This is a genomic window from Veillonella parvula (assembly GCF_018366295.1).
GTDB classification, from domain to species: domain Bacteria; phylum Bacillota; class Negativicutes; order Veillonellales; family Veillonellaceae; genus Veillonella; species Veillonella parvula_P.
Window position 1 is genome coordinate 1 of record NZ_JAGZIJ010000002.1, and the last position, 25,663, is coordinate 25,663.

At 40.4% G+C, this 25,663-nt stretch carries 18 protein-coding genes and 1 other RNA gene; 3 read left to right on the forward strand and 16 right to left on the reverse strand.

What is annotated here, in order from left to right; translation table 11 throughout:
* The 7 genes from dnaX to KHY58_RS03080 all read right to left on the reverse strand — a co-directional run.
* The coding region (dnaX, locus tag KHY58_RS03050) for a DNA polymerase III subunit gamma/tau (protein ID WP_278471946.1) at nt 1–932 on the reverse strand (932 nt) is incomplete at its 3' end.
* A 256-nt stretch (nt 933–1,188) separates the two neighbouring features.
* An RNA gene (gene ffs / locus KHY58_RS03055) (signal recognition particle sRNA small type) lies at nt 1,189–1,288 on the reverse strand.
* A gap of 117 nt (nt 1,289–1,405) precedes the next feature.
* A complete protein-coding gene (gltB, locus tag KHY58_RS03060; RefSeq protein WP_278471948.1) occupies nt 1,406–5,986 on the reverse strand; it encodes a glutamate synthase large subunit in 4,581 nt (1,526 codons plus the stop codon).
* Between the two features lie 318 nt (nt 5,987–6,304).
* Nucleotides 6,305–7,171 carry an RluA family pseudouridine synthase gene (locus KHY58_RS03065; RefSeq protein ID WP_101928525.1) on the reverse strand — a complete coding sequence of 289 codons (867 nt, stop codon included), beginning with the start codon at nt 7,169–7,171 and terminating at the stop codon, nt 6,305–6,307.
* A gap of 1 nt (nt 7,172) precedes the next feature.
* Nucleotides 7,173–8,366, reverse strand: a complete 1,194-nt coding sequence (locus KHY58_RS03070) for a GNAT family N-acetyltransferase (RefSeq protein ID WP_278471950.1) — start codon at nt 8,364–8,366, stop codon at nt 7,173–7,175.
* Between the two features lie 260 nt (nt 8,367–8,626).
* Nucleotides 8,627–9,562, reverse strand: coding sequence for a DUF2156 domain-containing protein (locus tag KHY58_RS03075; RefSeq protein WP_316062400.1), 936 nt, complete (start codon nt 9,560–9,562; stop codon nt 8,627–8,629).
* Between the two features lie 102 nt (nt 9,563–9,664).
* Entirely contained in the window at nt 9,665–10,780 is a 1,116-nt protein-coding gene (locus KHY58_RS03080; RefSeq protein ID WP_278471952.1) for an efflux RND transporter periplasmic adaptor subunit, read from the reverse strand.
* A gap of 111 nt (nt 10,781–10,891) precedes the next feature.
* Between KHY58_RS03080 and KHY58_RS03085 the strand changes: the two genes are divergently transcribed.
* Nucleotides 10,892–11,743 carry an aldo/keto reductase gene (locus KHY58_RS03085; RefSeq protein ID WP_278471955.1) on the forward strand — a complete coding sequence of 284 codons (852 nt, stop codon included), beginning with the start codon at nt 10,892–10,894 and terminating at the stop codon, nt 11,741–11,743.
* Between the two features lie 102 nt (nt 11,744–11,845).
* On the opposite strand, the gene KHY58_RS03090 is transcribed toward KHY58_RS03085, so the two are convergent.
* The 3 genes from KHY58_RS03090 to KHY58_RS03100 all read right to left on the reverse strand — a co-directional run bounded on the left by KHY58_RS03090 (nt 11,846) and on the right by KHY58_RS03100 (nt 14,109).
* Nucleotides 11,846–12,184 carry a branched-chain amino acid transporter permease gene (locus tag KHY58_RS03090; protein ID WP_278471958.1) on the reverse strand — a complete coding sequence of 113 codons (339 nt, stop codon included), beginning with the start codon at nt 12,182–12,184 and terminating at the stop codon, nt 11,846–11,848.
* On the reverse strand, nt 12,177–12,842 hold the full coding sequence (locus tag KHY58_RS03095) for an AzlC family ABC transporter permease (RefSeq protein WP_004694895.1): 666 nt from the start codon (nt 12,840–12,842) through the stop codon (nt 12,177–12,179). Before KHY58_RS03095 ends, KHY58_RS03090 begins: the two co-directional genes overlap by 8 nt.
* A gap of 100 nt (nt 12,843–12,942) precedes the next feature.
* Nucleotides 12,943–14,109 carry an iron-containing alcohol dehydrogenase gene (locus KHY58_RS03100; protein WP_004694893.1) on the reverse strand — a complete coding sequence of 389 codons (1,167 nt, stop codon included), beginning with the start codon at nt 14,107–14,109 and terminating at the stop codon, nt 12,943–12,945.
* 261 nt (nt 14,110–14,370) lie between these two features.
* Here KHY58_RS03100 and KHY58_RS03105 point away from each other — a divergent pair, with 261 nt between their 5' ends.
* Nucleotides 14,371–15,189 (forward strand): MetQ/NlpA family ABC transporter substrate-binding protein, encoded by an 819-nt coding sequence (locus tag KHY58_RS03105; RefSeq protein ID WP_004694891.1) that lies wholly within the window; start codon nt 14,371–14,373, stop codon nt 15,187–15,189.
* A 72-nt stretch (nt 15,190–15,261) separates the two neighbouring features.
* Here the strand turns inward: KHY58_RS03105 and KHY58_RS03110 are convergent, their stop codons facing one another.
* From KHY58_RS03110 to KHY58_RS03135, 6 genes are all read right to left on the reverse strand, one after another.
* Complete coding sequence (locus KHY58_RS03110) at nt 15,262–16,077, reverse strand: nitroreductase family protein (protein WP_004694890.1); 816 nt, start codon at nt 16,075–16,077, stop codon at nt 15,262–15,264.
* 880 nt (nt 16,078–16,957) lie between these two features.
* Nucleotides 16,958–18,511, reverse strand: coding sequence for a nitrite/sulfite reductase (locus KHY58_RS03115; RefSeq protein WP_123138143.1), 1,554 nt, complete (start codon nt 18,509–18,511; stop codon nt 16,958–16,960).
* Between the two features lie 249 nt (nt 18,512–18,760).
* Nucleotides 18,761–20,152, reverse strand: a complete 1,392-nt coding sequence (locus KHY58_RS03120) for a cation:dicarboxylate symporter family transporter (RefSeq protein ID WP_004694886.1) — start codon at nt 20,150–20,152, stop codon at nt 18,761–18,763.
* A 175-nt stretch (nt 20,153–20,327) separates the two neighbouring features.
* Complete coding sequence (locus KHY58_RS03125) at nt 20,328–21,056, reverse strand: LutC/YkgG family protein (protein ID WP_058948152.1); 729 nt, start codon at nt 21,054–21,056, stop codon at nt 20,328–20,330.
* The gene (locus KHY58_RS03130; protein WP_278471959.1) at nt 21,056–22,501 is read right to left on the reverse strand and encodes a LutB/LldF family L-lactate oxidation iron-sulfur protein; all 1,446 of its coding nucleotides are present in this window, start codon (nt 22,499–22,501) and stop codon (nt 21,056–21,058) included. Before KHY58_RS03130 ends, KHY58_RS03125 begins: the two co-directional genes overlap by 1 nt.
* Before the next feature lie 12 nt (nt 22,502–22,513).
* On the reverse strand, nt 22,514–23,251 hold the full coding sequence (locus tag KHY58_RS03135) for a (Fe-S)-binding protein (RefSeq protein WP_004694880.1): 738 nt from the start codon (nt 23,249–23,251) through the stop codon (nt 22,514–22,516).
* Nucleotides 23,252–23,774: 523 nt separating this feature from the next.
* On the opposite strand from KHY58_RS03135, the gene KHY58_RS03140 reads away from it, so the two are divergent.
* Nucleotides 23,775–25,523 carry an S-layer homology domain-containing protein gene (locus tag KHY58_RS03140; RefSeq protein WP_008714802.1) on the forward strand — a complete coding sequence of 583 codons (1,749 nt, stop codon included), beginning with the start codon at nt 23,775–23,777 and terminating at the stop codon, nt 25,521–25,523.
* Nucleotides 25,524–25,663: the final 140 nt, after the last annotated feature.

Below are 25,663 nucleotides of genomic sequence, written 5' to 3' on the forward strand. Positions count from 1 at the left end.
TTAAAGGCATCGTATACCTTGAGTTCATCCGCATCAGGAGCCACCTTACCAACGAGCAAAGCACGCACATGTTGAATGAGGGCTTCCATAATTTGCGTCGCATCGCGACCTTCTGCCAATGCATCGTGAACGTAGGATAATACTTTCGGGCCATCTCCGTTGCGCAAAGCATCTAAGAAATGAATGATCCATTCCTTACTTACAAGACCGATTAACTCTTCCACCACTTGCGGTGTAATAGAGCCCGTTGCCATACCTGCACATTGGTCTAGAATACTCAAAGCATCACGCAAACCACCGTCTGCATGAACAGCGATGAGCTGAGCCGCCGCAGAATCAAGGTCAAAGCCTTCTTTTTCTGCTACATAAGATAGACGCTGTGCGATGTCATCAGAAGTAATACGTCTAAAAGTATAGCGCTGACAACGAGACACGATAGTAACAGGCAATTTTTCAATTTCTGTAGTAGCAAAGATAAACATGACGTGAGCTGGCGGCTCTTCGATAGTTTTTAAAAGCGCGTTCCACGCCTCTGTAGTGAGCATATGGGCTTCGTCGATGATGAAAACCTTTTTACGCCCCTCAACAGGCATAAATTTGACGCTTTCACGAAGAGCACGAACCTCATCGATACCGCGATTTGATGCGGCGTCGATTTCAAGAACGTCCATGGACTGGCCGCTCAAAATCGATTTACAAGCACTACACTCGTTACAAGGGTGATCCGTTGGCCCCTGCTCGCAATTGATAGCGCGCGCAAAAATCTTCGCCATGCTCGTCTTACCAGTCCCCCGAGGACCGGCAAATAAATAGGCATGAGCTACCTTGTCTTCGCGGATAGCACGCATCAAAGTATCAGACACCTGATGCTGGCCGACTACATCGGTAAATATCTGCGGACGATACTTACGATATAGCGCAATATATGCCATTGGAACACCCCCTTTTTCCGAAACTTACAATACTTTATTATACCATATTCAAGAAAATCTGACTTCTTTAATATAGTTCTCTCCACATTTTCAAAGTGATATGTTTATTTATAAACTTTGTAGATATTTACTAGTCAAAATTCCATCATATGGTTCACAATAAAACATCGTATAGTCCAAAATAAAGTATCATACATTCCTATATTAGACATAAAAAAAGCGGCCTCACAGGCCGCCTTGCAATATTCGATCACGACAGCCCCCGGGTTCCCCGTGGCACATGAAGGTTACCGCTTAGTGCTGCTACCTCTCAGTCCTGACACGATTCACAGGCCCCCATTGCACAGGCCCGAGAACTGCCATGATCCAATATTGCAATACAAATATTATACATGAAAAAGCCTCTATAGTCAAAGCTATAGAGGCTTTTCACTGTATTCTTATATAACAAAAATTAACTAAGAAGAAATATATTATGCATATTTTTCTTTAAATGCAGCTAATTGAGCTTCCTCTAAGGACAAGCCTTGTTCTTTAAAGCGTTCAATAGCAGCTTGCATTTCCTCGTATGCTACAGGTACAACCTTTGTAAATCTGTTTACAAAGTTATTCCAGTTTTCTAAAAGGTGACGGCCTTTAGCGGAGTTAGTATGCAATACATGTTGTTCTACTAGTTCTTTAATGCGTTTAAGGTCATCATTATTGGCAGGACGTAGTTCTACGAGACCTGGATTTACATAGCGTTCATCGCAATCGAGGATGTACGCATAGCCACCGGACATACCTGCTCCGAAGTTACGGCCGATGTTACCGAGTACGAGCACTTCGCCACCGGTCATATATTCACAACCATGGTCGCCGACACCTTCCACAACAGCCGTGATACCACTGTTACGAACGGCAAAACGTTCACCAGCTACACCGTTGATGTAGGATGTACCAGAGGTTGCACCATAGAAGGCGACATTACCAATTAGGATGTTTTCGTCCGCTTCAAAGATAGATTTCTTAGGTGGGTACACCGTTATAGTACCGCCGGACAAGCCTTTACCGAGGTAATCATTTGCATCCCCTTCGAGTTCTAAGGTCATGCCTTTAGGGATGAAAGCACCAAAGGATTGACCCGCAGAGCCTTCAAAGTTCAACTTGATTGTGTTATCTGGCAAACCGCTTTCACCATAACGACGAGTCACCTCAGAACCAACCAAGGTACCTACAACACGATTGATGTTAGTGATAGCCAATTTAGCGCGAATCGGTTTTTGGTCCTCAATAGCAGGACGGCACATACGCAAGAGCTTGGACATATCCAAGATGCGTTCTAACTCGTGATCTTGGTCAACCATGTGCATATGCCCTACAGAGGCGTCGATGTACGGACGGAACAATATACGTTTAAGGTCAACGCGAGACAACTTGAAGTTATCGTCTTGCGATTTTTGACGTATAAGATCGATACGCCCAACGAGTTCAGCTACGGAGCGAATACCTAGACGAGCCATGATTTCACGCAATTCACGTGCGATGAAAATCATCAAGTTTTCAACATATTCAGGCTTACCTGTGAAACGAGCACGCAATTTTTCATCTTGTGTAGCTACACCATAAGGGCATGTATTAAGATTACATACACGAGCCATTTTACAGCCTACCGCAACGAGTGGCAATGTGCCAAAGCCAAATAACTCAGCACCGAGCATAGCGGCTACAGCCACATCGAAACCAGTCATCAATTTAGAGTCTACTTCTAATTGAACACGGTCACGCAATCTATTGAGCATCAATGTTTGATGAGTTTCAGACAAACCTAATTCCCAAGGCACACCAGCGTGTTTAACAGATGTACGACCTGCCGCACCAGTACCACCATCGTATCCGGAAATCAAGATATTATCCGCTTTCGCTTTCGCAACACCAGCAGCAATCGTGCCAACGCCTGCTTCAGATGTCAATTTAACGGAAATACGCGCATCTTTGTTGACGCATTTCAAATCGTAAATCAACTCAGCCAAGTCTTCGATGGAGTAAATATCGTGATGTGGTGGTGGAGATACGAGCTCAACGCCAGGAGTGGAGTGACGAGCTTTCGCGATTTCAGGATATACCTTTTTGCCTGGTAATTGACCACCTTCACCTGGTTTTGCGCCTTGAGCACATTTAATTTGCAACTCTTTTGCATTGATCAAATAATTCGCTGTTACCCCGAAACGACCAGATGCAATCTGTTTTACTTCGGAGTTCATGCTATCGCCGTTTGGCAATGGTTTAAAACGCTCTACATCTTCGCCGCCTTCACCAGAGTTGGATGTGGAGCCAAGACGATTCATAGCGATAGCAATGGCTTCATGTGCTTCTTTACTGATGGCACCGTAACTCATAGCTCCCGCTTTAAAGCGTTTTACGATAGACTCTTCCGGTTCAACCTCTTCGATAGGAATACCACCGCCTACAGGATAGTTCAATTCCATCAAAGAACGCAATGTAACATGGTAATCGTTGCGAATCGCTTTGGAGTATTCTTTATATTTTGCATAATCCTTTTCGATAAGGGATGCTTGTAACAGGTCGATAGTCTTAGGATTGAATAGATGCTCTTCCCCATCTTTTACTGGACCATACCAACCGCCTGGTTCGAGTACTGTTTCATCGGATTTGAAAGCCCGTTCAAAACGAGCTAATGCTTCATGTGCTACACCACCAAGACCAATGCCGCCAATACGTGTTGGTGTATTTACGAAGAACTTGTTAATAAAGTTAGTATTCAAGCCCAACGCTTCAAAGATTTGTGCACCGTGGTAGGAACGAACTGTAGAAATACCCATTTTGGACATGACCTTCATAATACCACCTACAGCGGCCTTGATGTAGTTCTTTTCTGCCTGTTCTGGCGTAATATCGCCAAGACGTTTACGAGCTTGTAAATCGCGTACAGTTTCAAGCGCCAAGTATGGGTTGATAGCTGTTACACCATAACCGATTAATGTACAGAAGTGATGAACTTCGCGTGGTTCACCAGATTCAAGGATGAGGCCAATTTCTGTACGCAACACTTTGTTAATCAAGTGATTGTGAACAGCAGCTACAGCCAACAACGCTGGAATTGGTGCATGATTTTCATCGACACCGCGGTCGGATAAGATCAACACATTTTGATCTGTACGAGCTGCTTCTTCTGCCTTTTCGCATAAATCATTTAGCGCATCGCGCAAGCCTTCAGCACCCTTAGTAGGATCGAAGAGAATTGGCAAGGTTACGGATTTCATGCGACGACAATCAAGAGCTTTGATGGACGCCAACTCTTGGTTCGTAAGGATTGGTGTGCGCATAGACAGCGCATAGGTTCCTGCTTTGTTAGGCTCTGTTAGATTACCAGAGTTACCAAGCATAACCCGTGTAGATGTAACCATCTCCTCACGGATAGAGTCGATAGGAGGATTTGTTACTTGCGCAAACATTTGCTTGAAGTAGCTATATAGCAATTGTGGTTTATCGGACAAGATAGCTAAAGGTGCATCGGCACCCATAGCACCTACAGGGTCTTTACCATCTTTTGCCATAGGCACGATCATGCGCACAAGGTCTTCTTGGGTATAACCAAAAGCTTGTTGTTCTTTAAATAAATCATCTACTTTTGGAATTGTACTTTCATCGGCTTGCGTAATTTCAGACAAATGAATAACGTGTTCCTTTACCCATTCATTGTATGGTAATTCAGTAGCGACGCGATGTTTGATTTCTTCATCGGAGATGATACGTTGCTCCTCTGTATCGATGAGCAGCATTTTACCTGGTTCTAAACGGCCTTTAGCGCGTATGTTTTCAGCATTTTCGTTTACAACGCCAACCTCGGAAGCCATAATAACGCGGTCATCTGTTGTCACATAGTAACGAGCAGGACGTAAACCGTTGCGGTCAAGGACACCGCCGATAACTGTACCATCCGTAAATCCCATAGCCGCAGGACCATCCCATGGTTCCATCATAAAGCTATTGAACTCATAGAAATCATGTTTTTCTTGGCTCATGAGATTATTGCGTTCCCAAGGTTCAGGAATCATCATCATAATCGCATGAGGCAAGGAACGGCCTGTCATGTGCAAGAATTCCAATGTGTTATCAAACATAGCCGAGTCAGAACCGCTATCATCTACTACGGGGAATACCTTTTTGATATCTGGGAACAATGGAGATTCCGCTTTACCTTCACGAGCGTTGATCCAGTTTACATTACCGCGAATGGTGTTGATTTCACCATTATGAACTAAGAAACGGTTAGGATGTGCCCTAGCCCAGCTTGGAAATGTATTCGTACTGAAACGAGAGTGCACCATTGCCAACGCAGATGTAAAGTCAAGGTCGCTCAAATCAAGGTAGAAGTCTCGCAATTGACCAGGTGTTAACATACCTTTATATACGATTGTTTTAGAAGACAAAGATGCGATATAAAAATCGCTAGATAATTCCTTGCTTAATGGAATGATGCGTTTTTCCGCCAGTTTACGGATGATATATAATTTACGTTCAAATTCCTTATTGTTAGTTACATCGGGACCTTTGCCGATAAGGATTTGAATCATCCAAGGTCGAATCGCAGCTGCCTCTTTACCGACCTTTGTACCATCAACCGGTACTTCACGCCAGCCGAGGACAACTTGCCCCTCTTCGCGTACAACCTCTTCGAGAATTCGTTTTTGCTCGTTACGGAGACTTTCATATTTATGAGCAAAGACCATACCTACGCCATATTCGCCAGCTGCAGGCAGTTGAATACCAAGCACTTCGCACTCACGCTTGAAGAACTCGTGCGGAATTTGTACCAAAATACCGGCACCATCCCCTGTGTCCTTATCGGCACCGGCACCACCACGATGTTCAAGGCGCTCCAAAATGCGCAAACCATCGTCGATAATATCATGAGATTTCTTCCCCTTAATATTAACAACGAAGCCCATGCCACACGCATCCTTTTCAAATTGGCTGCTGTACATGCCATTGGCTTCGAGTCTAGCTTGATCTAGACGTTGTTGCTCTATTGTGCTTTGCTTCATATCCATAACGTGCACTCCTTCATATCACTTGATTATTCCAAGCACTGCGGCATCGTTCCGTTCGGTCTTGGTAAAAGTATAACTAACAAACTATTTCTCTATAAAATTATCAATTTAACATTCTATAGAATTTTATGTCTATACACAGTATACTCCTGTCCACTGTGAATTGAAAATATAAAAAAAACATAGTCTATGCTTTTCATGCATAGACTATGAGTTTTTATCACTATTGTTTTTTGTATACAAGGATACAGGGATAATAAGCATCTCGTCCGATAGATGCGATAGGCATATTATTTAGAACAGAAAAATCAACGGTTATTATTCTCGACCAAAATTATCCCCTACTTCACAAGTAATCGTGATAGCTTCGTCCTTACCATACGGCACGAAGGTTAGCTCCGATGCATGTAAACATTGGCGTGTATAAGGCTTATTGCGCGTACCATACATAGCATCACCTACGATAGGATGACCAATGTGTTCCATGTGTACGCGAATTTGATGAGTTCTACCAGTCAATAACTTAAAACGTAACAGAGTATTGTCTCCCTCATGATTAAGAACAATATATTCTGTTTGAGCAGGCTGCCCAAATTCATCGATAACGCGGCGATTATCAAATACTGGATCGACCCCGATAGGCGCATCTACCATACCATCCGCATCAATACGCCCTTCTACAAGGCCTGTATAAATGCGGTCGATACGACCTGCTTGTAGCTCATCCGTATAGTATTGTTGTGCTTCTTTTGTTTTACCAAAGAGAATGCACCCCGATGTATCTCGGTCGAGGCGGTGCACAGGTCGAACCTTATGAACTACGTTTTTCTTCGCATAATACCCTGCCACATAGTTACTCAATGTACAAGACTTCGTTTGCCCTGCAGGATGAACGAGCATAAAGGGATCCTTATTTACAACTAACGTATGCGCATCTTCATAGAGAACTGTAATCGGTCCCTTTTCTACATCAACCCCATAATCCTTATCTTGTGGTAACTCCAAGGTTAATACATCACCCTTTTTAAGTGCTCGCTGCGAATGAGCCACACGGCTATTAACTTTTACCCGTTTCTTGCGAAATACCATTTGGATATCCCGAGAGGATAGGGAAAATCGTTCCTTTACATATTTAGAAACCGTCAACTCTGTCGGTTCTTTCACCGTATACGTTTTCCAGCTCATATTACCACCATTCGTTAATATATGTTTTTTGTTCAGGATAGAGAATATCGAAATAGTCTAACCATTCTTCACTTACTGAAAGTTTCCCTTCAAAAACAAGGTCTCGAGCCGTAAGAGTGCCCATTAATAACTGGCTTAATGCACCGACCTCAACGGTAATATCCGCTTCACCATCAAATGTATCAGAAATCTTTTTAACGGATGGAGTTAATGCACCGCCATATTCCACTTCATAACGGCCTTCGTTCCAGCTGCAAAGCCCATCTTTTACTGCAAAGGTCATTGTTATAGGCATCATCAATGCCTCTGGATTTACAGGAATCGCTTCAAAAGCAGCTTTTACATCTACAATACGACTCATCATATACGGCATCGTAGCGTGACCAGTTCTACCATCAGGATAAAAGCGATAGTATGTATCATGAAGACCTTCATTCCAACGAATAGAAGTGCCTTGAGAACGGTGATTATAGAAGTAGTTCAATAATGCACGTTGTGCACGGCGTGTCGTGTAAACCAATTCAGAAACAGGAATTTCAGGCTGACCTAAACGATACACTGCATAGCCTTCGATGACGTTATCATCGTTGCGCACTACAGTAATGTTTACGCCTTCTGCAAAGAAGCTGCCTAATAATCGTTTCCATTCCTTTTCACCGCGCTCTGCGTAGCCGGAAAGACGAGCCGTATAGGTTTTATATACTGGATCTAACAAAGTCCATTGATCTACGCTATTTAGCAAGCCAAAGCTCAACGTTTTATCTGTCATAGGGCGCAAGTCGTCTAGCGACATGGTGTTCACCCATTGATGAGCATAAAGTTCCCAACCATATTGTTGATAGAATGCCGCCTTGGATGGCATCAAAATCGTCATAGCTTGGCCGCGTTTACGAAGCTCTTCTAGTGCAGAGGTCAATAATGCACCGCCTACACCACCACGGCGAGCCGCAGGATGTGTTGCTACGCCTACCATATAACTCGTAGGTAATACAGCACCGCGAACGTTAAGATTGTATTGACGCAAATGAACAGTGCTCAACAATTGGCCCTGTTCTAGGCCGACCATTGTATTTTCTGGTTCATAGCAATTTGTAAAATAATATTGGAAGAATGGATCTTCCTTTGGTTCAAAGCAGTACGCCCATAGATTCTCCACATGAGGCGTATCTTGAGCCGTCGCAATTCTAAATTCCATATTTATATCCTCGTTATATCATAAGAGCCATTATCTATCTGTCGTTTCACAGCGTATAATATCTAATCTAAGCACATCGCATCGTCATATCGCCATATCGCCATATCGCCATATCGCCATATCGCCATATCGCCATATCGCCATATCGCCATATCGCCATATCGTCATGATGATACAATAGTTACATTCAAATAGATAGGCTAACAATTCTATTATAACAAAATGAGCTATGGAGCACATCGGCTTCATAGCTCAAATTTTTATTTACCGCCTGTCGCATTATCAGCTTCGTTAGCATATACTGCGTCATATTTTTCAGCAAAATGATCTGGGTTATAAGATTCTTTTGCTTGACGAAGACCAGGCAAGCCCATATCTTCTTCACGGTTGATGAATTCTACTTCGCTAAATTCATGACGAATGAATTCATTATTGATAGCTTGATACAAACCACGAATATCTGGATTTGCTTTTTCAATGTGAATCAAAGCAATTCTGTCATTGAGAAGTTCACCGATACTAAAAGCCTCAACACGGCCGAATAATTTAATGGCGCCGCCTTTAAGACCCAACACATCCCAGTTGTCAAACAACAAATTGATGGCTACCAATTCATCTTCGATACCTTCTTCATGATGCGTTTCTACCCAAGATGCTGCCGTTTCACGACATAATGGGATGATATCATCTGTAATTGGCACATATTCATAGTTAGAATATTGCATGCGGAATTGGTTTAAATGGTTTTTCTTTTGACGGAATTTCTTACCAGACAAGTTGATAAGATCTTCGGACTTGTAAATATATTCATAGTTGTCACGGTCAGGTGTAAATGCATAGCGACCAGGACATAGGTCTTCCATACGTTCTTTTACATCTTTGCTAACGCCTTTAAATCGGAACGGCAATTTATTTTCTACGAACCATTCTTTAGCACGCAACAAACCATCAAGGAACTTTGCATCTTTACCAGCAAATGGAGGCAAAAGGAATGGCTCACGCTTGCCACCACCTTGGATGTACAATACGCCATTCTCTTCAGCCCAGCGAATACCGTACGGATCTTGCCACATAAACAGTGTAGTAAAGCAATTATCGGATGCTTCATAATGATGTTGTTCAAAATACTTGTCGATTAATGGTTTATCTCGCAATTCAAAACGTTTAAATTCTAAAATAATAATCCCTCCTATCAGATTCCTCTTTTGAGGTTACTTTCACGATTTGTGAAAGTTTCGATTCTATTATGTTTAAACATAAATTCTAACAATCTAGTATTAAACCCATAGGGTTCGTAATTACAATTTTACAGATTCACCTAACTCAAAGGTGCTATCCGTTGTGATAACCTTGTCACCTTCGTTGAGTCCAGAAATAATAGCTACGTCATCACCTTCAGTAATGCCTACCTCAACAACACGTACATCAACTGTATTATTCTCGGTTAATACATATACATATTTGCCATCTTGATTTTCCCGAACCGCCTTAGTTGGAACGGTCAGCATCTTGGCTTTCACATTAGATTCAATAACAAGTGTATAGAATTCACCAGCCTTGATAAGGCCTTTCTCATTGTTGAAAGTAGCTTTTACGAGGACACTTGGCACATTTTCAGGCTGAGTAATATCTACATAAGTCAATTCACCTGGTATTTCTTGGTCCCCCACCTTGAGAAGTACCTTCATACCATTCTTGGCTTCAGCTGTACCTAACTTCATAGCCGCATCACGGGGAATGCTGAGGGATGCTACCATCGGTGTGGATTGCTGAATCATCATAAACGGACGATCCGCAATCGCCATTTGACGATCCTCGTTATAAATAGATGTCACCGTACCTGCTATAGGGGCCACGATTGTAGAAGCTGCCATCTGTGCAGATACTTGAGCAATTTGTGCCTCGATAGCCGCCGTATTGACACCTCCCCCACCACCAGTTGTGACTGTTGTAGTTTGTGGTTGAGATCGTTCCAAAATACGATCATATTCTTTTTGTGTGATTATGCCTGCTTCGCGCATGCGTTGAGCCTGTTCCAGTTGGGTACTGTCTATAGATGCTGCAGTCGTAGTCGTCACAGCTGTGGCATATGATTGTGATTGGGCTTGTGCTAATTGTCCTTGCAAGGATACTAGCTGTTGTTGTAAAGCCGATGTATCTACAGTTGCCACAGTTTGACCTTGCTGTACTTGGTCGCCTACTTTCACAGCATACACGACCTGCCCCGTCAAGGTCGGCGTTATCGTCGCCTTATTAAGGGCCGTTACATTGGCATCATTATGAATCTGCAACGGCATATCCTTGTACGTTACCTCTGCGACGGATACGGTTTTCGTACCACATCCCGCAATAGCGAGTGTCATAATCATAACACCAAGGATAGCAATTACAGAGCAGAAACGATTTATTTGCATTCTGTCACTTCCTATCATATTGATTTTTATCAATACCTTAGTATATCATAAAATCAGTTAGAATTGTATGAAAGCTAATTCCTTTAATTTATGGATATAACGGAGGTTCTCATGGAAGAACGGATGGACTTTAGAATTTTAAACAATGGTAGCTTCATTCCCTCCATCGGTTATGGTACCTATAAAACAGGTACCGAAGGAGAGACTGAACAAGCCGTTGCCAATGCACTTGGCGTAGGCTATCGTTTACTCGATACGGCTGCCTATTATGGCAATGAAGAAGCCGTGGCTAAAGGAATCAAAGCATCTGGTATTAAACGAACAGATATAATCATCACTACTAAAATTTGGCACACCGATGCAGGCTACGATAATACGATGCGTGCTGTTGAAAGCTCCTTAAAGAAACTAGATACCAATTATATTGACATCATGCTCGTTCACCAACCTTTGGGCGATTACTACGGCTCTTGGCGCGCCATGGAGGAGTTATACGACCAAAATATATTGCGTGGGTTAGGTCTTTCTAACTTTTATGAAGACCGATTAATCGACTTGCTATATCACTGTAATGTAAAACCTGTAGTGAACCAAATTGAATGTCACCCATTCAACCAACGCCAAGCTCTTATACAATTGATGAGAAAACATCAAGTGGTGGGCATGGCGTGGTCTCCATTTACCCGTGATCGCCAACCGATTTTTGATCATCCTATCATCAAAAGCTTGGCTGAAAAATACGGTGTAACAAAGCATCAAATCATCTTGCGTTGGCATATTCAACGAGGCATCATTCCATTACCAAAGGCAAATAATGTAAGCCATATGGAAGCTAACTTTGATGTATTCGATTTCAAACTCACTAACATCGACATGGATGTTATGGAATTATTAGATCAACAAGACTTCTTAGAGGACCACCACACTGCACTAGGTCTTGAAAGATTATTACAACTTAAATAGAACATAAAAACAAAACCACTTATATCCTCCTTTAGGAATAGATATAAGTGGTTTATTTTAGTGCTCTTTATTTTATTATAGTTTATGTTAGTATACTTTATTTTATTTAGGTATATTAAATACGGCTTGAACAAGTATCATGTATACTACAGTGCCGGCTCCAATAGACATAAACATATTTCGTTTCCATACATGCATGCCAACGGTCACTAATAAAGCAATAAGTTCCGGTACTCCATATGGATAGGATAACACAATTGTATCTTTAAAGGTATACACAACAAGCATCCCCATAACCGCTGCAGGTAATGCCTTGCCTAAATACTGTACAAAATCTGGGTCCTTCTTACCAGGTGGGAAAATAAGAAAAGCAGAGAAACGTGTAAGTAATGTGCCCGCTACAACAATGGCAATGGTAATGACTATTTCAAAACTAGTCAAGATGTACACCTCCCCACTTATACGCTATATAACATACTACGAGCATACACCCCATAGAAGCAAGCATAAATAAGGATTTTCCCGTTAATAGAAGCATTGCTAGGGCTACAACGGCTCCAACAGCACCTAAGCCTCGAATATTATTACTTTTAGCATTAAATAACATTTCAAGGAATATAACAATAAATAAGCCAGGTAATACAAAACCAATACCTCGCAAATCTACAGATGCTAATAAATCGCCGAACAATCCCCCTACAAGAGTACTCACAACCCAGAAGATATAATTAAGCCACGATACATGGAAGTAGAACCATTTTTCATCTACATCATCGGGTAACTTCGTAGATACATTAATTGCAAAGCTTTCATCACACATCCACGCAACTGTAGGAAACCATTTCCATCCCATATGCACATATCGCTGTAGTGCAGATAGACCATAGAAGAAATGGCGCCCATTGACAAACAAGGTCAACATAAAAGTATTCACTGGATCAAAGCCTGCCATTAACAGCCCAATAGTTACGAACTCCATGGAGCCTGCAAATATGGTACTAGCTAAAACAGGAGCGGTCCACCAAGGAAACCCTTGACTGGTAGCATACAAACCAAAGCCTACTCCAAGAAAAAGGAAACTAAGCCCCATGGGAATCATAATAGGAAGTGCAAAAGAAAATGCACTTCTATTTTTTATTTTATTTATAGGGAGCGCCTCCTTTCCATATCATACAAGTTTACACTGTTAATCCCCTTAATTATAAGGCACGCATTAAAATCTCGCGAGCTACTTCTGGTGTTACATCACCATTTTCACCAAGTTGTGTCATGCCATGGTCCTCTAATTGTTTCACAATTTTATCAACTGCTTCTTCACCAAGACCATAGTCTTTCAAATGCGTAGATACGCCAAGGGACTCGAAGAATTCACGAGTTTTAGCGATGGCCTTGTCCGCTTTTTCTTCGTTTGTACCTTCTGTAATATGCCATACCCGTGTAGCATATTGTGCCAATTTTTCAAGTTTGTCTGCTTTTTTCACTTCTAACAATGCAGGTAATACGATAGCCAATGTAATACCATGGTCAAGATGGTACGCCGCAGTTAACTCATGGCCAATCAGATGAGTTGCCCAGTCTTGTGGCACGCCGGCACCAATTAAACCATTTAATGCCAATGTAGAGGCCCACACGTGGTTAGCACGAATATCGTAGTTTTCTGGATTTTCTACTGTTTCTTTGCCGATTTCAATCATAGTTTTTAAAATACCTTCGCTGAAACGATCTTGAATACGACCTTCTACAGGGTATGTTAAATACTGCTCTGTGGTATGCACAAAGGTATCGATAACGCCATTCTTAACTTGTCTTTCAGGCAAGGTGAAAGTCAATGTTGGATCAAGCATGGAGAACTTAGGGAATACTAAGCTACTGAATACAGGGTATTTACCGTCACCATAAGTAATAACTGCACCATTGTTCATTTCGGAACCAGTTGCAGGTAGTGTCATAACTGTGCCAAATGGTAATGGATTTGGTACCATGTCTACCGGAACCTCTGGCACACCAACTTTCATTACCTCAATAACGGGACCATCATAGGTAGCACCCATAACGATAAGTTTTGTAGCATCTACTACAGAACCGCCGCCTACAGCGAGAACGAAATCTACGCCATGTTCTTTAATGAAAGCTACCGCACGTTCACAAGTTTCAAGAGATGGGTTTGGCTCAATACCACCAAACTGCTCAACCTTGCGGTTACCAAGAGCTTTCACAATGCGATCAATAAGACCACTGTGCACAGCGGAGCCACCACCATAAGTAATGAGCACCTTTGCATCCTTTGGTACCAATGTATCTAATTCATCTAAACGGTCTTTACCAAATACGATATGTGTAGGGTTATAAAAATCAAAATTATACATACATCCTCCATTAATCCGACATATAGATATATGAATCCATATTAGAATTATACAAAAATATTTAAAATATAAATTTACTACCTAGCGATCACACATTCAATATAACACATTAATCAATATATTATATTGAATTGTATTATAAATGAGCTAGAATTTCACCATAGTTTTAATCTATAGCTAACTGATATGCTTTTATCATATACAAATCCCCTTCATCCATGATAGGATATAACCATTATAAGACTTGAAAGGGATGATTATATGAAATTAAAAACATTGTTAGCACCATTACTTATCGGTGCTCTTGCATTTGCTATCGCTGGTTGTGGTAGTACATCAAATCAATCAACACAAACACAAAAAGAAATCAAAATAGGTGCTACATCTGGTCCTCATGCACAAGTAGCTGAAGCTGTAGCAAAAGAAGCTAAAAAACAAGGAATCGATCTTAAAGTAGTTGAATTCTCAGACTATGTAACACCTGATAAAGCCCTTGCAGATGGCGATATTCAACTGAATGCTTATCAACATGTACCATTTATGGAAAACTTTAACAAACAAAATGGTTCCAACTTAGTAGCAATCGGTAAAACAATTTTGGTGCGTATGGGCTTATATAGTAATAGCGTACACAGCGTACAAGATGTACCTGAAGGCGCTACTGTTTCTATCCCAAATGACCCTACTAATGGTGGTCGTGCATTAGCATTATTAGCTAAAGCTGGATTAATTACGTTAAAAGATGGTGTCGGCTTCAAAGCAACAGTTGCAGATATCACATCTAACCCGAAGAATATAAAGATTCAAGAACTAGAAGCAGCTCAATTACCTCGTAGTCTAGATGATGTAACAATTGCAGTTATTCCAATGAACTATGTGCAAAGTGCTGGTCTTAGTGTAGAAAAACAAGGTTTCTTCTTCGAATCTAAAGATGAACCACTAACAGTTATCGTACTTGCAGTTCGTAGTGAAGACAAAGACAACGAAACATACAAAAAAATTGCAGATATTTACAAATCTGATGCTATTAAACAATACATCGACGAAACATTCAAAGGCACTATTACAACTGCCAACTAATAAAGTTTATATCGTCACTATATAACTAAAAAGAGATGCCCCAATGATTACAATCATTGGGGCATCTCTTTTTTACTCTTCTGTATCAAATGTAACATCTAATGGTTGACGCTCTACAATATTGCGATATCGTACTTTAGGATATCCCATAAGAATGCCACCAGCTACAATTTTATCATCAGGTACACCTAATTCATCTAATAATGGTTGGTATTCAGCTTCTCCAGCATGTTCAAAGAAACCAGCCCAACAAGTACCAAGGCCTAAAGTCGGCGCATATAGCTCAGCATAAGACAAGCAAGAGTGACCACTATCATGGGTACGATGAATATCTTTTTTAGAGCCAATTGCCACTACGAGAGCCGGCGCATCGCGCAAGATATACTCCTTGCCTTTATCTACCTCTGCTTGAGCAGCACGAGCATAGAGACGCATAATCGGTACTGTTTTTGCAGCCAGATGCATCCACTCTAGAACAAGATCAGCAATACGGCGCAACGTTTGTTTATCTCGGATTACTATATACGAAATACCTTGTGTGTTAGTCGCTGTTGGCGCCATTCTTGCAACGTTTAGCACTTTGCGAATGAGCTCTACAGGGACTGGTCTATTTTGATAGTTACGAATAGAGCGACGACTACGCATGAATAGCTCAGCTTGCTCAGGCGTTAACTTAGGTTCCTTTGTAATATCGATTTGCTCCTTACGCGGTGTCATATCGCTATCAAGAGCAAGCGTTGGGCATACGGAAATACAATGCCCACAGGAGATACAACCTCCCCTGCCAGTTACAGGTCCAGCATCGGACATCACCAGCAATCCGGTCGGACAGTCAGCAACGCAAAGGCCGCATCGTGTACAGACTTCTGTATTGACGGTAAATAACATCTGAATATCCTCCAAATACTACTATAAAGCCTATTATAACATACAAAATCAAGTCATATCTAGTTTTAAACAATTATTCTAATTGTAATGGAGCTAATCCCTGTTCCTATATTTGCCTTTTGGATGGGGCCCCGTTTCATTAATACAACTTGGTAAAAAAAGTAAGAATACGCTTGCTTGCTCCGTTCTTCGCAAAGTCGTTGCACAAGCGTATTCTTACTTTTTTATCACTGTATTTATAAAGATGCCCCATCCAAAAGCGTAAATAATCTAGCTAATACTTATATAGAGTCATTACAATTACACCTTGAAATAAATCATAGAAAACACTATCATTTTACACATTATAATAAACTTTATAGTAGTGGCGCCATGCCCACCGTATGGGAAGGACTAGCCAGAGGCTAATCTACTGGCTTGTCTTGATGCAAATTCAGTCAAAACTACTTAACCGCTCTCGCCTCTCCGCTCCTCTAATTATAAAAGCATATTGAGTAAATATCGAATGTAGCTTGTCATGGGGCCGCTCTGTATATTAGTAGGGTAAGTCGCTTTGCTATGGGACTAATTTACATCAGGTGTTATAAAAATGAAACTGGATACCCCTGCAGCGACTTTACGAAGGACGGAGCAAAGAAATACCTAGTTTTCTAAAAGCTTCCCCCATCATATAAAAGCATATTGAGTAAATATCAGATGTAGCTTGTGATGGGACTGGTTAATAGCAGACGCTCAAATAATAAAAAGAGTTCCCTATGCAGCGACTTTGCGAAGAACGGAGCAAAGAGGGAACTCTTTTTATTATTTATTAAGTTGTCGCAATCTAAGTGGGCCCCATCACAAGCAACCCAAACATATTTACGCAAATGCTTTTACATATTTACTCAAATGCTTTTATAAGTTCCATGTATTGCGCTTTGTGTGTCATTCTCCATGTCCCAAAGTCTGGTTCTGGAGATTCGTTTAGAATATTTGCCAAAGATTCCAAAAATTCTGGAATTTTTGTAGCTACAATATTGCCAGCCATTTTACCGAAGTTTTCAGAACCCATGTGTTCTGATCCACCATCTACAAGGATGAATGCTACCATAGGTTTTTTATCTACTAATTTTACAGCACCATGGAATCCAATTTCACCGATTTGGTGTGTACCACAAGAATGTGGACAGCCGGATATATGTAAACGAGGTAGTTTTCTTGTGTCTACACCCTTTTTTTCAAGGTGTGCGAAGATATCTTTTAACAGACCGTTAGAGTCTTGCATACCAATCTGACATATAGTAGAACCAACACAAGATACGGAACGGCGGAAATCATTTTCGGCACTATCATCAGTTATTTCCGCAATTTTGCGTGCTTCATCAGCTGTAAGATTAATGAAGAACAATGCTTGGTCTGGCGCAATACGTGCTTCTACTTGGTCAAGTGTCACCGCATAGTCAAGGGCAGCCAACAAGTGTTCTACGTTCGCATCACCACCTGCTGGATGGTATTCTACGTAATATAAACCTTCTTGTTTTTGACGGTGAATACGATAATTTTCCACAGAATCATCACGCTTACCAGTTTTTGTAATTTCATAAGCATAATCAGCTGGATTAATAGTTAGGTGTTCTACTTCTTTTACCATAGCTAGAGTTTCTTCATAGATCTTGATGAAAGCTTCCGCCCCACCCATTTCAGCAGGCATATAACGGGTACGAGCCTTACCGCGGTTTTTGAAGTTACCATGGTTAGCAAAAACCATAAGCATAGCTTTCACATGGTACAAAACATCCTCAGGCGCTACATCATGTGCCACCGGAATACCAATGCGAGGATTAGGACCAATACCACCACAAGCATACACATCAAAAGTATTGTGTTTTGTTAAGTTAAAACCTAGGTCCTTGAACGTAGAATGTGGGGTACTATCAAAACCATTATCTATACCCATTTTAAATTTGCGAGGGATCTTGATATAGAACATTTGCTCCATAAGAAATACGCTAATAGCTGTTGCATATGGCGTAATATCTAAAGTTTCACGAGGATCAATGCCACGTAAAATACTAGCCACCACATTGGGATTGTCACCGCCAGCGCCACGGTTATAGATACCGTGGTCATAACATTCCTTATAGAGACTCAATATAGTATCACCATCAAGGCCATGCATTTGTAAGCATTGGCCGGTAGTGAAATGTACGTGTTGCAGGTTATATTTACGAATGGAGTCCGCTAAAAACTGCATGTGCTCGCGCGTCATGCGACCACCGTTGAAGCGCCAACGGCTCATGCCAGTATTTGCACCGCGCTCAGCGTAACTACCATAAGCACCAGATTGTCCTTTATAGTCTGCAATGGATAGTTCTTTCTTATAGAACTTATGTGTCATATCCTCAAACTTTGGATAATCTGCAATTAATCGATCTTTCAATTCTTGTGTAATCATACTATTACCCTCTTGGCTTATATTTATTAAGCATAATTCGTAACTTTATAACGCTTAGTATACCATATATGCATAAGTATGTTAGTAGCTAAGCTCACAATTTCAATATCGATTATTAATAATATAGTTTACAATCTGTAATAATTATCACTTTTAAAAAGGCAAAAGAAGCTGTAACCAAATGTGGTTTTACCACATTCAGCTACAACCCCTTTTTATAATAATTATATGATTAAGTGTTGCTAGTTTTTATACGCGACCTTCGTTAGGATTATTGTATGCGTCTTTATCGATAGTTCCCATGATTTTATCTACTACGAGAGCATTTGTTAAGGAACCAGATACGTTCAAGCATGTACGGCCCATGTCGATCAATGGATCGATAGCTAAGATTGGACTAATGGAGGTGAAGTATGCACCAAGGCCTGTCCCACTAAGGGATACGGATGCAGCCATTGTAGCCGTACCTGGCACACCTGCGATACCAACGGAACCGATAGCGATAACGATAACACTCATGATGTACATAGTCATATCGAATGGAATATTCGCTACATTAGAAATGTAAACAACAACAAGTGCAGGGAATACGCCGGCACAACCTTGCATGCCCGCAGTAGTACCGAAGGAAGCTACCGTATTAGCCGTTGTAGCATTTACGCCAAGACGTTTTGTCAAGGTCTCTACAGTTAATGGCAATACCCCCATCGAAGAACGAGAAGTAAACGCCAATAAGAGTGGTGCTTTCGCTTTCTTGAAGTATGTAATCGGATTGTAACCAAAGCTAGTAATCAAGATCGCTTGTACAACAAACATAATCAAAAGACCAACGTAAAGCAATACTACGAACAAGCCCATATCGAGAATAGCTTGTACACCGCGTGTTGCCAATGTAGAAGCTAATAAGGCAACTACACCATATGGCATAAGACCAATAATGAAATCAGCTACCCAGGAAATCAACTGGTGAAGTTCATTAAATAGTTTTGTGAATACCTCCATAGAGTTTGTCCCTGTTTGTTTTAATAGACGAGCTACGCTACCCAAGATAATTGCAAATACAACAATGCCGATAACATTTGTTTCAGCAGCCGCTTGAATTGGATTGCTTGGAATTAGTGCTCGGAATGTATCAACCATAGGTTTGATTTCACGAATCTTCTTACCAGATTCAACAATATCAAAACCTTGACCTAAACCGAAGGCATTCCCCAAAATTAGACCGACTATAGCCGCAACGGCTACCATGCCGAGATTCGTAGAAATCATAGCAACTACTAACTTTTTGAGGTTAGCACCTGCCTCCATGTGCAAAATAACGTGAACAATAGAGATAAAAACGATAGGAATAACAAGCATGCGGATTAAGTCAATGAAACCGCCCCCTACGAGAGAGAACCACTTTGTACTTTCCTTGATATAAACCACTTTGGATGGATCATCAGGGAAGCCTGCAATAATTTGGACCGCTATACCAAGTACGGCACCAGCAATAGTACCAATAATAACGAGATTACCGAAGGATGTGCCCTTGCGTTGCAATACATAAATACCTATTAACACGAGCACGAACACCGCGATAATACCAATACTTAATGGATTGCTTAACATGAGGTAATCTGTAAAGAATGGAATATTCATAATACACCTCTTTAATTCATATCACAACAATAGGTTATGAACTTAGTATAGCATATATCGAAAAAAATACAAGTACAATATTTAATTTTTGATAACATTTAATGTATTCTGTAATATATGCACCAAAAGGCGATTTTCTAAAAGAAAATCGCCTTTAGTAAATCTAGCTATTATATTATCTATTAACTAAGATATAGGTTACTTGGATAGGACCATGAGCACCATCTACAGTTACCAATTCGATATCCGCTGTACGGGACGGACCAGAAATCAAGCAGATATTTGTAGGGAACTTAGCTGGATCGTTATGATACCGTTCAGCCAAATGTTCCATTGTTTGTGTCATACGTGGATTAATTGTGTCAGTATACAACACAGCAATATGTGTTGTAGGCAACAAACTAATCACACGGCCAGAATCCTCACCAGAAGCTTGTACTACAGTAGCAGTTTCCGCAATACCGCAGTATGGGAATGTAATACCAATATCAGCATTAGCAGTATTAGAAATACATTCTTCACGACCTTTAGCTGGATCCCATTGGAAGTATGTACGAGTGCCGCCATTATTAGTTGCATCTTGTTCGAACAATTCTTTTAATTTATATTCTTCTACTTCAGGAGAGCTTGGGAATACAATTTTACCGTTTCCCCAGTCGTCGATAGCTGCCAAAATTGTTTCACCTAGTTTGTCAGGTGTAGTTTCAACGAATTTTGTACCAACACGTTGACATTGTTCCTTAAACATTGTCAAAATTTGATCGCGATTCAAATCTTGGAACATAGTTTCTTGAGGACCATGGCTATAATCAAAGCCTTCTACAAAAGCAGGGCACATTTCTTGATCACGGCCTAATGCACGAGATAAACGTGCAATAAATTGATTACGTTTAGCTACATCCATTATTTTTTCTCCTTCTTCTTGTTCTTTTCATGTTCAGCATACAAATCACGGAATTTCTTGAATTTCAAGGAACCCAATTCTTTAGATTTAGTCCAACCGTTCATAACTGGAATAGCTTGAGTCCATTCAGGCATGTTACCCTCTTTATTACTAATTAAGTTCATACCGATAGCACCAGCTTTTGTGCCAAGATCAAATAATGTTGCATTACCAAACATCTTAGCAGCTGCTGTGAAGATAGCTTCTTCTGCTTTTGGACGAGTCTTTTCAATATCAGCCATGATATGACGGTGCTCCATCAACAATTCATGCAATGGAATAGCTACTGGACAGTTTTCTGTACATGCACCGCATAATGTAGAAGCATATGGAAGATCGCCGGCTACATCGTAACCTTTGAATAATGGAGTCAATACAGCACCCATTGGACCTGGATATACAGAACCATATCCATGACCGGAAACGTGACGGTATACAGGACAAATATTCATGCATGCGCCACAACGGATACAACGTAGCATTTCTTGGAATGTCCCACCCAAGATGCCAGAGCGTCCGTTATCGATAATAATGATATGAGTTTCTTCGGGACCATCAGCTTCACTAGAACGCGCAGGGCCAGTCATCATGGAGAAGTAGTTAGAAATTTTAGAACCTACTGCAGAACGGTTCAACATTTCCATCATAACATCAAGAGCTTTAAAATCAGGAACAATACGTTCTGTACCTAAGAAGATCAATTGAGTCTTAGGAATAGAGCTAGCCATACGACCGTTACCTTCGTTGGAAACGATTGTACATGTACCAGATTCAGCAACTGCAAAGTTACAGCCGTTAACACCTACATCAGCTTTTAAGAAGCGCTCACGTACATAACCGCGTACAAAGTGAGTCATTTCCGTAGGGTTTTCAGTTCCTGTATAACCTAATTTTTCAGCGAAAATTTCGCGAATTTTGTTACGTTCAAAGTGAAGACCTGGTACTACGATGTGAGATGGAGGACTTACTGCAGTTTGCAAAATAAATTCAGCCAAGTCAGTTTCGTTAACTTCAATACCAGCTTCTTCTAACACTTCGTTCAAACCAATTTCTTCAGTTAAGATAGTTTTGGATTTAACGATCATTTTTGCTTCGCGTTGGCGAAGGATATCTAATGCAATTTGAGTTGCTTCTTTGTCATCGAACGCAAAGTGAACTTTAGAACCAGCTTTTTCAGCGTTGTCAGCAAATTGACTTACATAGTAATCCAAGTTGTTAAGTACGTGATCGCGAATTTTAGCCGCTTCAGCGCGGAAATCTAACCATTCAGGAACATCCGCAACTACTGTATTACGTTTATCATAAAACACGTCTTGTGCTTTTTTAATAGCTGCAACTTTGAAATCGTCAGCCAAACATTCTTTTATACGTGTTTTATAGGGGCGATTGTCATATATAAGTGCCATGTCGTCTCCTCCTTAACGGCAGTTTAAGATTTCAGCAATATGCATAACTTTGATACGGCGATCAATTTCGCCTTCTTTATGAAGACGATCAAGCATACCAGCGATGTTCATCAAGCACGCTTGGTCAGAACCGGAGATAACGTTGGCACCTGTGCCAGCAATTTCCAATGCTTTTTCGCGTGTCATAACTTCACTGATTTCAGGGTTTTTAACTGAGAAAGTACCGCCGAAACCACAGCAACGATCTGCACGTGGTAATTCAATCAAGTTGATATCTTTAACGTTTTTAAGGAGTTTGAAAGGAGGCTCTTTAATGCCCATCAAACGAGTTACGTGGCAAGATGTATGGTATGTTACGGATTCGTTGAAACGAGCCCCTACATCTTCAACACCTAATACGTCAGTAATAAATTGAGTGAATTCGTAAATTTTACCACTCAATTTTTCTGCGCGCGCCAACCACTCTGGTTGATCTTTTAAGAAATGATGATATTCATCGCGGATTGCAAAAGCGCAAGAACCGGACATGCTGACTACATATTCAGCGTTCTCAAAGCATTCGATTGTATTCTTAATTGCATCCATAGCTGCGTCATTGTAACCGGAGTTAGTAAACATTTGTCCACAGCATACTTGTTTCTTAGGTACTACAAGCTCACAACCTAATCTTTCAAGTACTTCTACACCAGCCATACCTACATGAGGGTAGAACATGTCAATCAAACACTGTTGGAAAAGATGAATTTTCATATTATCTTCCTCGTCTTTTCTAGTACTTAACCTAATAAAAAATTTTGATATGTATGTGTTATGGCAATTTTTAGTAGTGAATTTTTCGACTAAATTTCTGCCCTGAACATTACTTATGCTTTCAAATAAATATTCAAAAGCTCATCGCTATAATTATAAATTAATCATGTAGATATTGTCCAAAGAATTGCTATATTCGTATGTACCCTTTTATTTCTTATATCGTTATGACTATTTGTAATAGTAAACATTGAATTTTATCACATCTATTATTTCATTTATCATTTTTTCTTGTAAAAGCCCCATGAAATCTAGATTTTGCGAATGTTTATCATTTTGCATTTTTAACTACTAGAAAATCAACTTTTATCTATATTTCATTCTATATTTATATAATCAAACTTAATTTTTCAAATTCATGTAAGTTTTATCCTTATATATTACATTTTCTTATAGTAGTGTATAAATTTAAAAAGTGTTATAATTTATTTTATATAAGTATAGTTTGAAAGGAGCCCTTTTCATGAAACTAAATAAATTATCTTTGTCTTTAGCAATTACATTGGCCCTTGGCTCTACATTCAGCATGGCTCACGCTGAAACAACTGCGACTCATATAAAATCCGAAGTATCTAATGTGGCTACTAGAGCTGAAGTTTCTGCTAAAGCGGATGAACACCGTGTTGATACATCTGTTAAAAACGATACTAAACGTATTGATACATCCGTAAAAAATGATGCTAAACATGGTAGCACAGTTGTAAAACGTGATGCAAAACATGCTGATGCATCTGCTAAAAACGCTGCTAAACGCACTGATACATCCGTAAAAAACGATGCTAAACGCGTTAACACTTCTGTAAAAAATGACGTTAAACGCATTGATACTTCTGTAAAAAATGATGTAAAAGAAGATGCTGTAAAGGTAGAAGGTAAAAAAGCTGTAAAAGCTAAAGAAAACTTACCTGCTGGTATATACCCCGACACAAAAGATAACTGGGCTCGCGATGCTATCCAAGCAATGACACAAGCCGGTTACCTTTCTGGTTATGCTGATAATACATTCAAACCTAGTGCACAAATTACTCGTGAGCAAGCAGCTGCTATTTATGGCAAAGTGCTACAACACAACTTAAACGAACAAGAATTAGCGGAGATTGCAACAAAAGAATCCTCTACCTCCTACTCTGACGTGGAAGCAGATCGTTGGTCTAGCTCTGCTATCAAATTAGTTAGTGCTGCAGGCGTAATGGAAGGCACATCTAAAACAGCTTTCACACCTAGCAAAACTATGGACCGCGAACAATTCGTTGCATCCGCCGCTAGCCTAGCTAAAAAATTAAATCTTTCTACACCTGTAAAAGCAGAAAAAGTAACATTTAAAGACGAAGCTAGCATCTCCTCTGCTTACTTGGCAGATATCCAATACATGGCTCAACGTGGCATCGTAGCATCTGGGGCAACAGAAAACTTTAACCCTAAACAACCTGTAACAAGAGCACAAGCGGCAACAATCTTGAACCGCATGCTTAATGGTGCTGGCCTTGCAACACCGAAACACAGTACAACTGAAGCTAAAGCTGAAACAACTGTAAAAGAAGATATAAAGAAAGCTGATACAGCAATCGAAAAAGAGGCCTCCAAAGTAAATAAAGATGCAAAAAAAGATATGTCCAAAACTGATAAAGACATGAAAAAAGAGGCAGAAAAGGCAGATAAAGTAGCCAAAGCTGAGGCAAAAAAAGCTGACAAAGACTTAAAGGGCAACAAAAATGCTGCAGTAGCGGAAAAAGCTGAGCCTACTCACACAGTTCGCCCTGTTCGTCGCAGCACACTAAAAGCACTTGATCAAAAACAACAAGCTGCATTAGAAGACAAAGTATTTTCTGAATTAAATAAAACTTATAAAACAGAAGATGCATTCCAAAATTATGGCGTAATGTACTGGCGTGACAATCAATTACACGTAGCTTTGAAAACAGACAGCGATATTTCCACAGTAAAAGCTAACCTTGCAAACCGTGGTGATTCTACTGTAAATAACTATGTTGTAGTTGAATCCTCCCAATACAGCCAAGCTGAATACGATGCAATCGATACAAACTTCCGCAACTACTACAACAAAAATGAAAAAGCAGGTACAATTCTAGCTACATTCCCTGATGTAGAAAATAACCAACTTTACGCAGTTGTATCTACAGCGTCTAAAGAAACACAACAAGGGATCTCTAAATTATTCGGTTCCAAAGTAAAAATGACAGTAAAACGCTAATCGGCGTTACACTTAACCAGCCAAGGCAGCGTATACTCGATAGTACTACGCTGCTTTGTTGTATATCACTATGCATGCCAACTAATTGACTATGATGCGACGGATATAGCTTTTTATGCTGGTGAAAGTTTATATTCTAC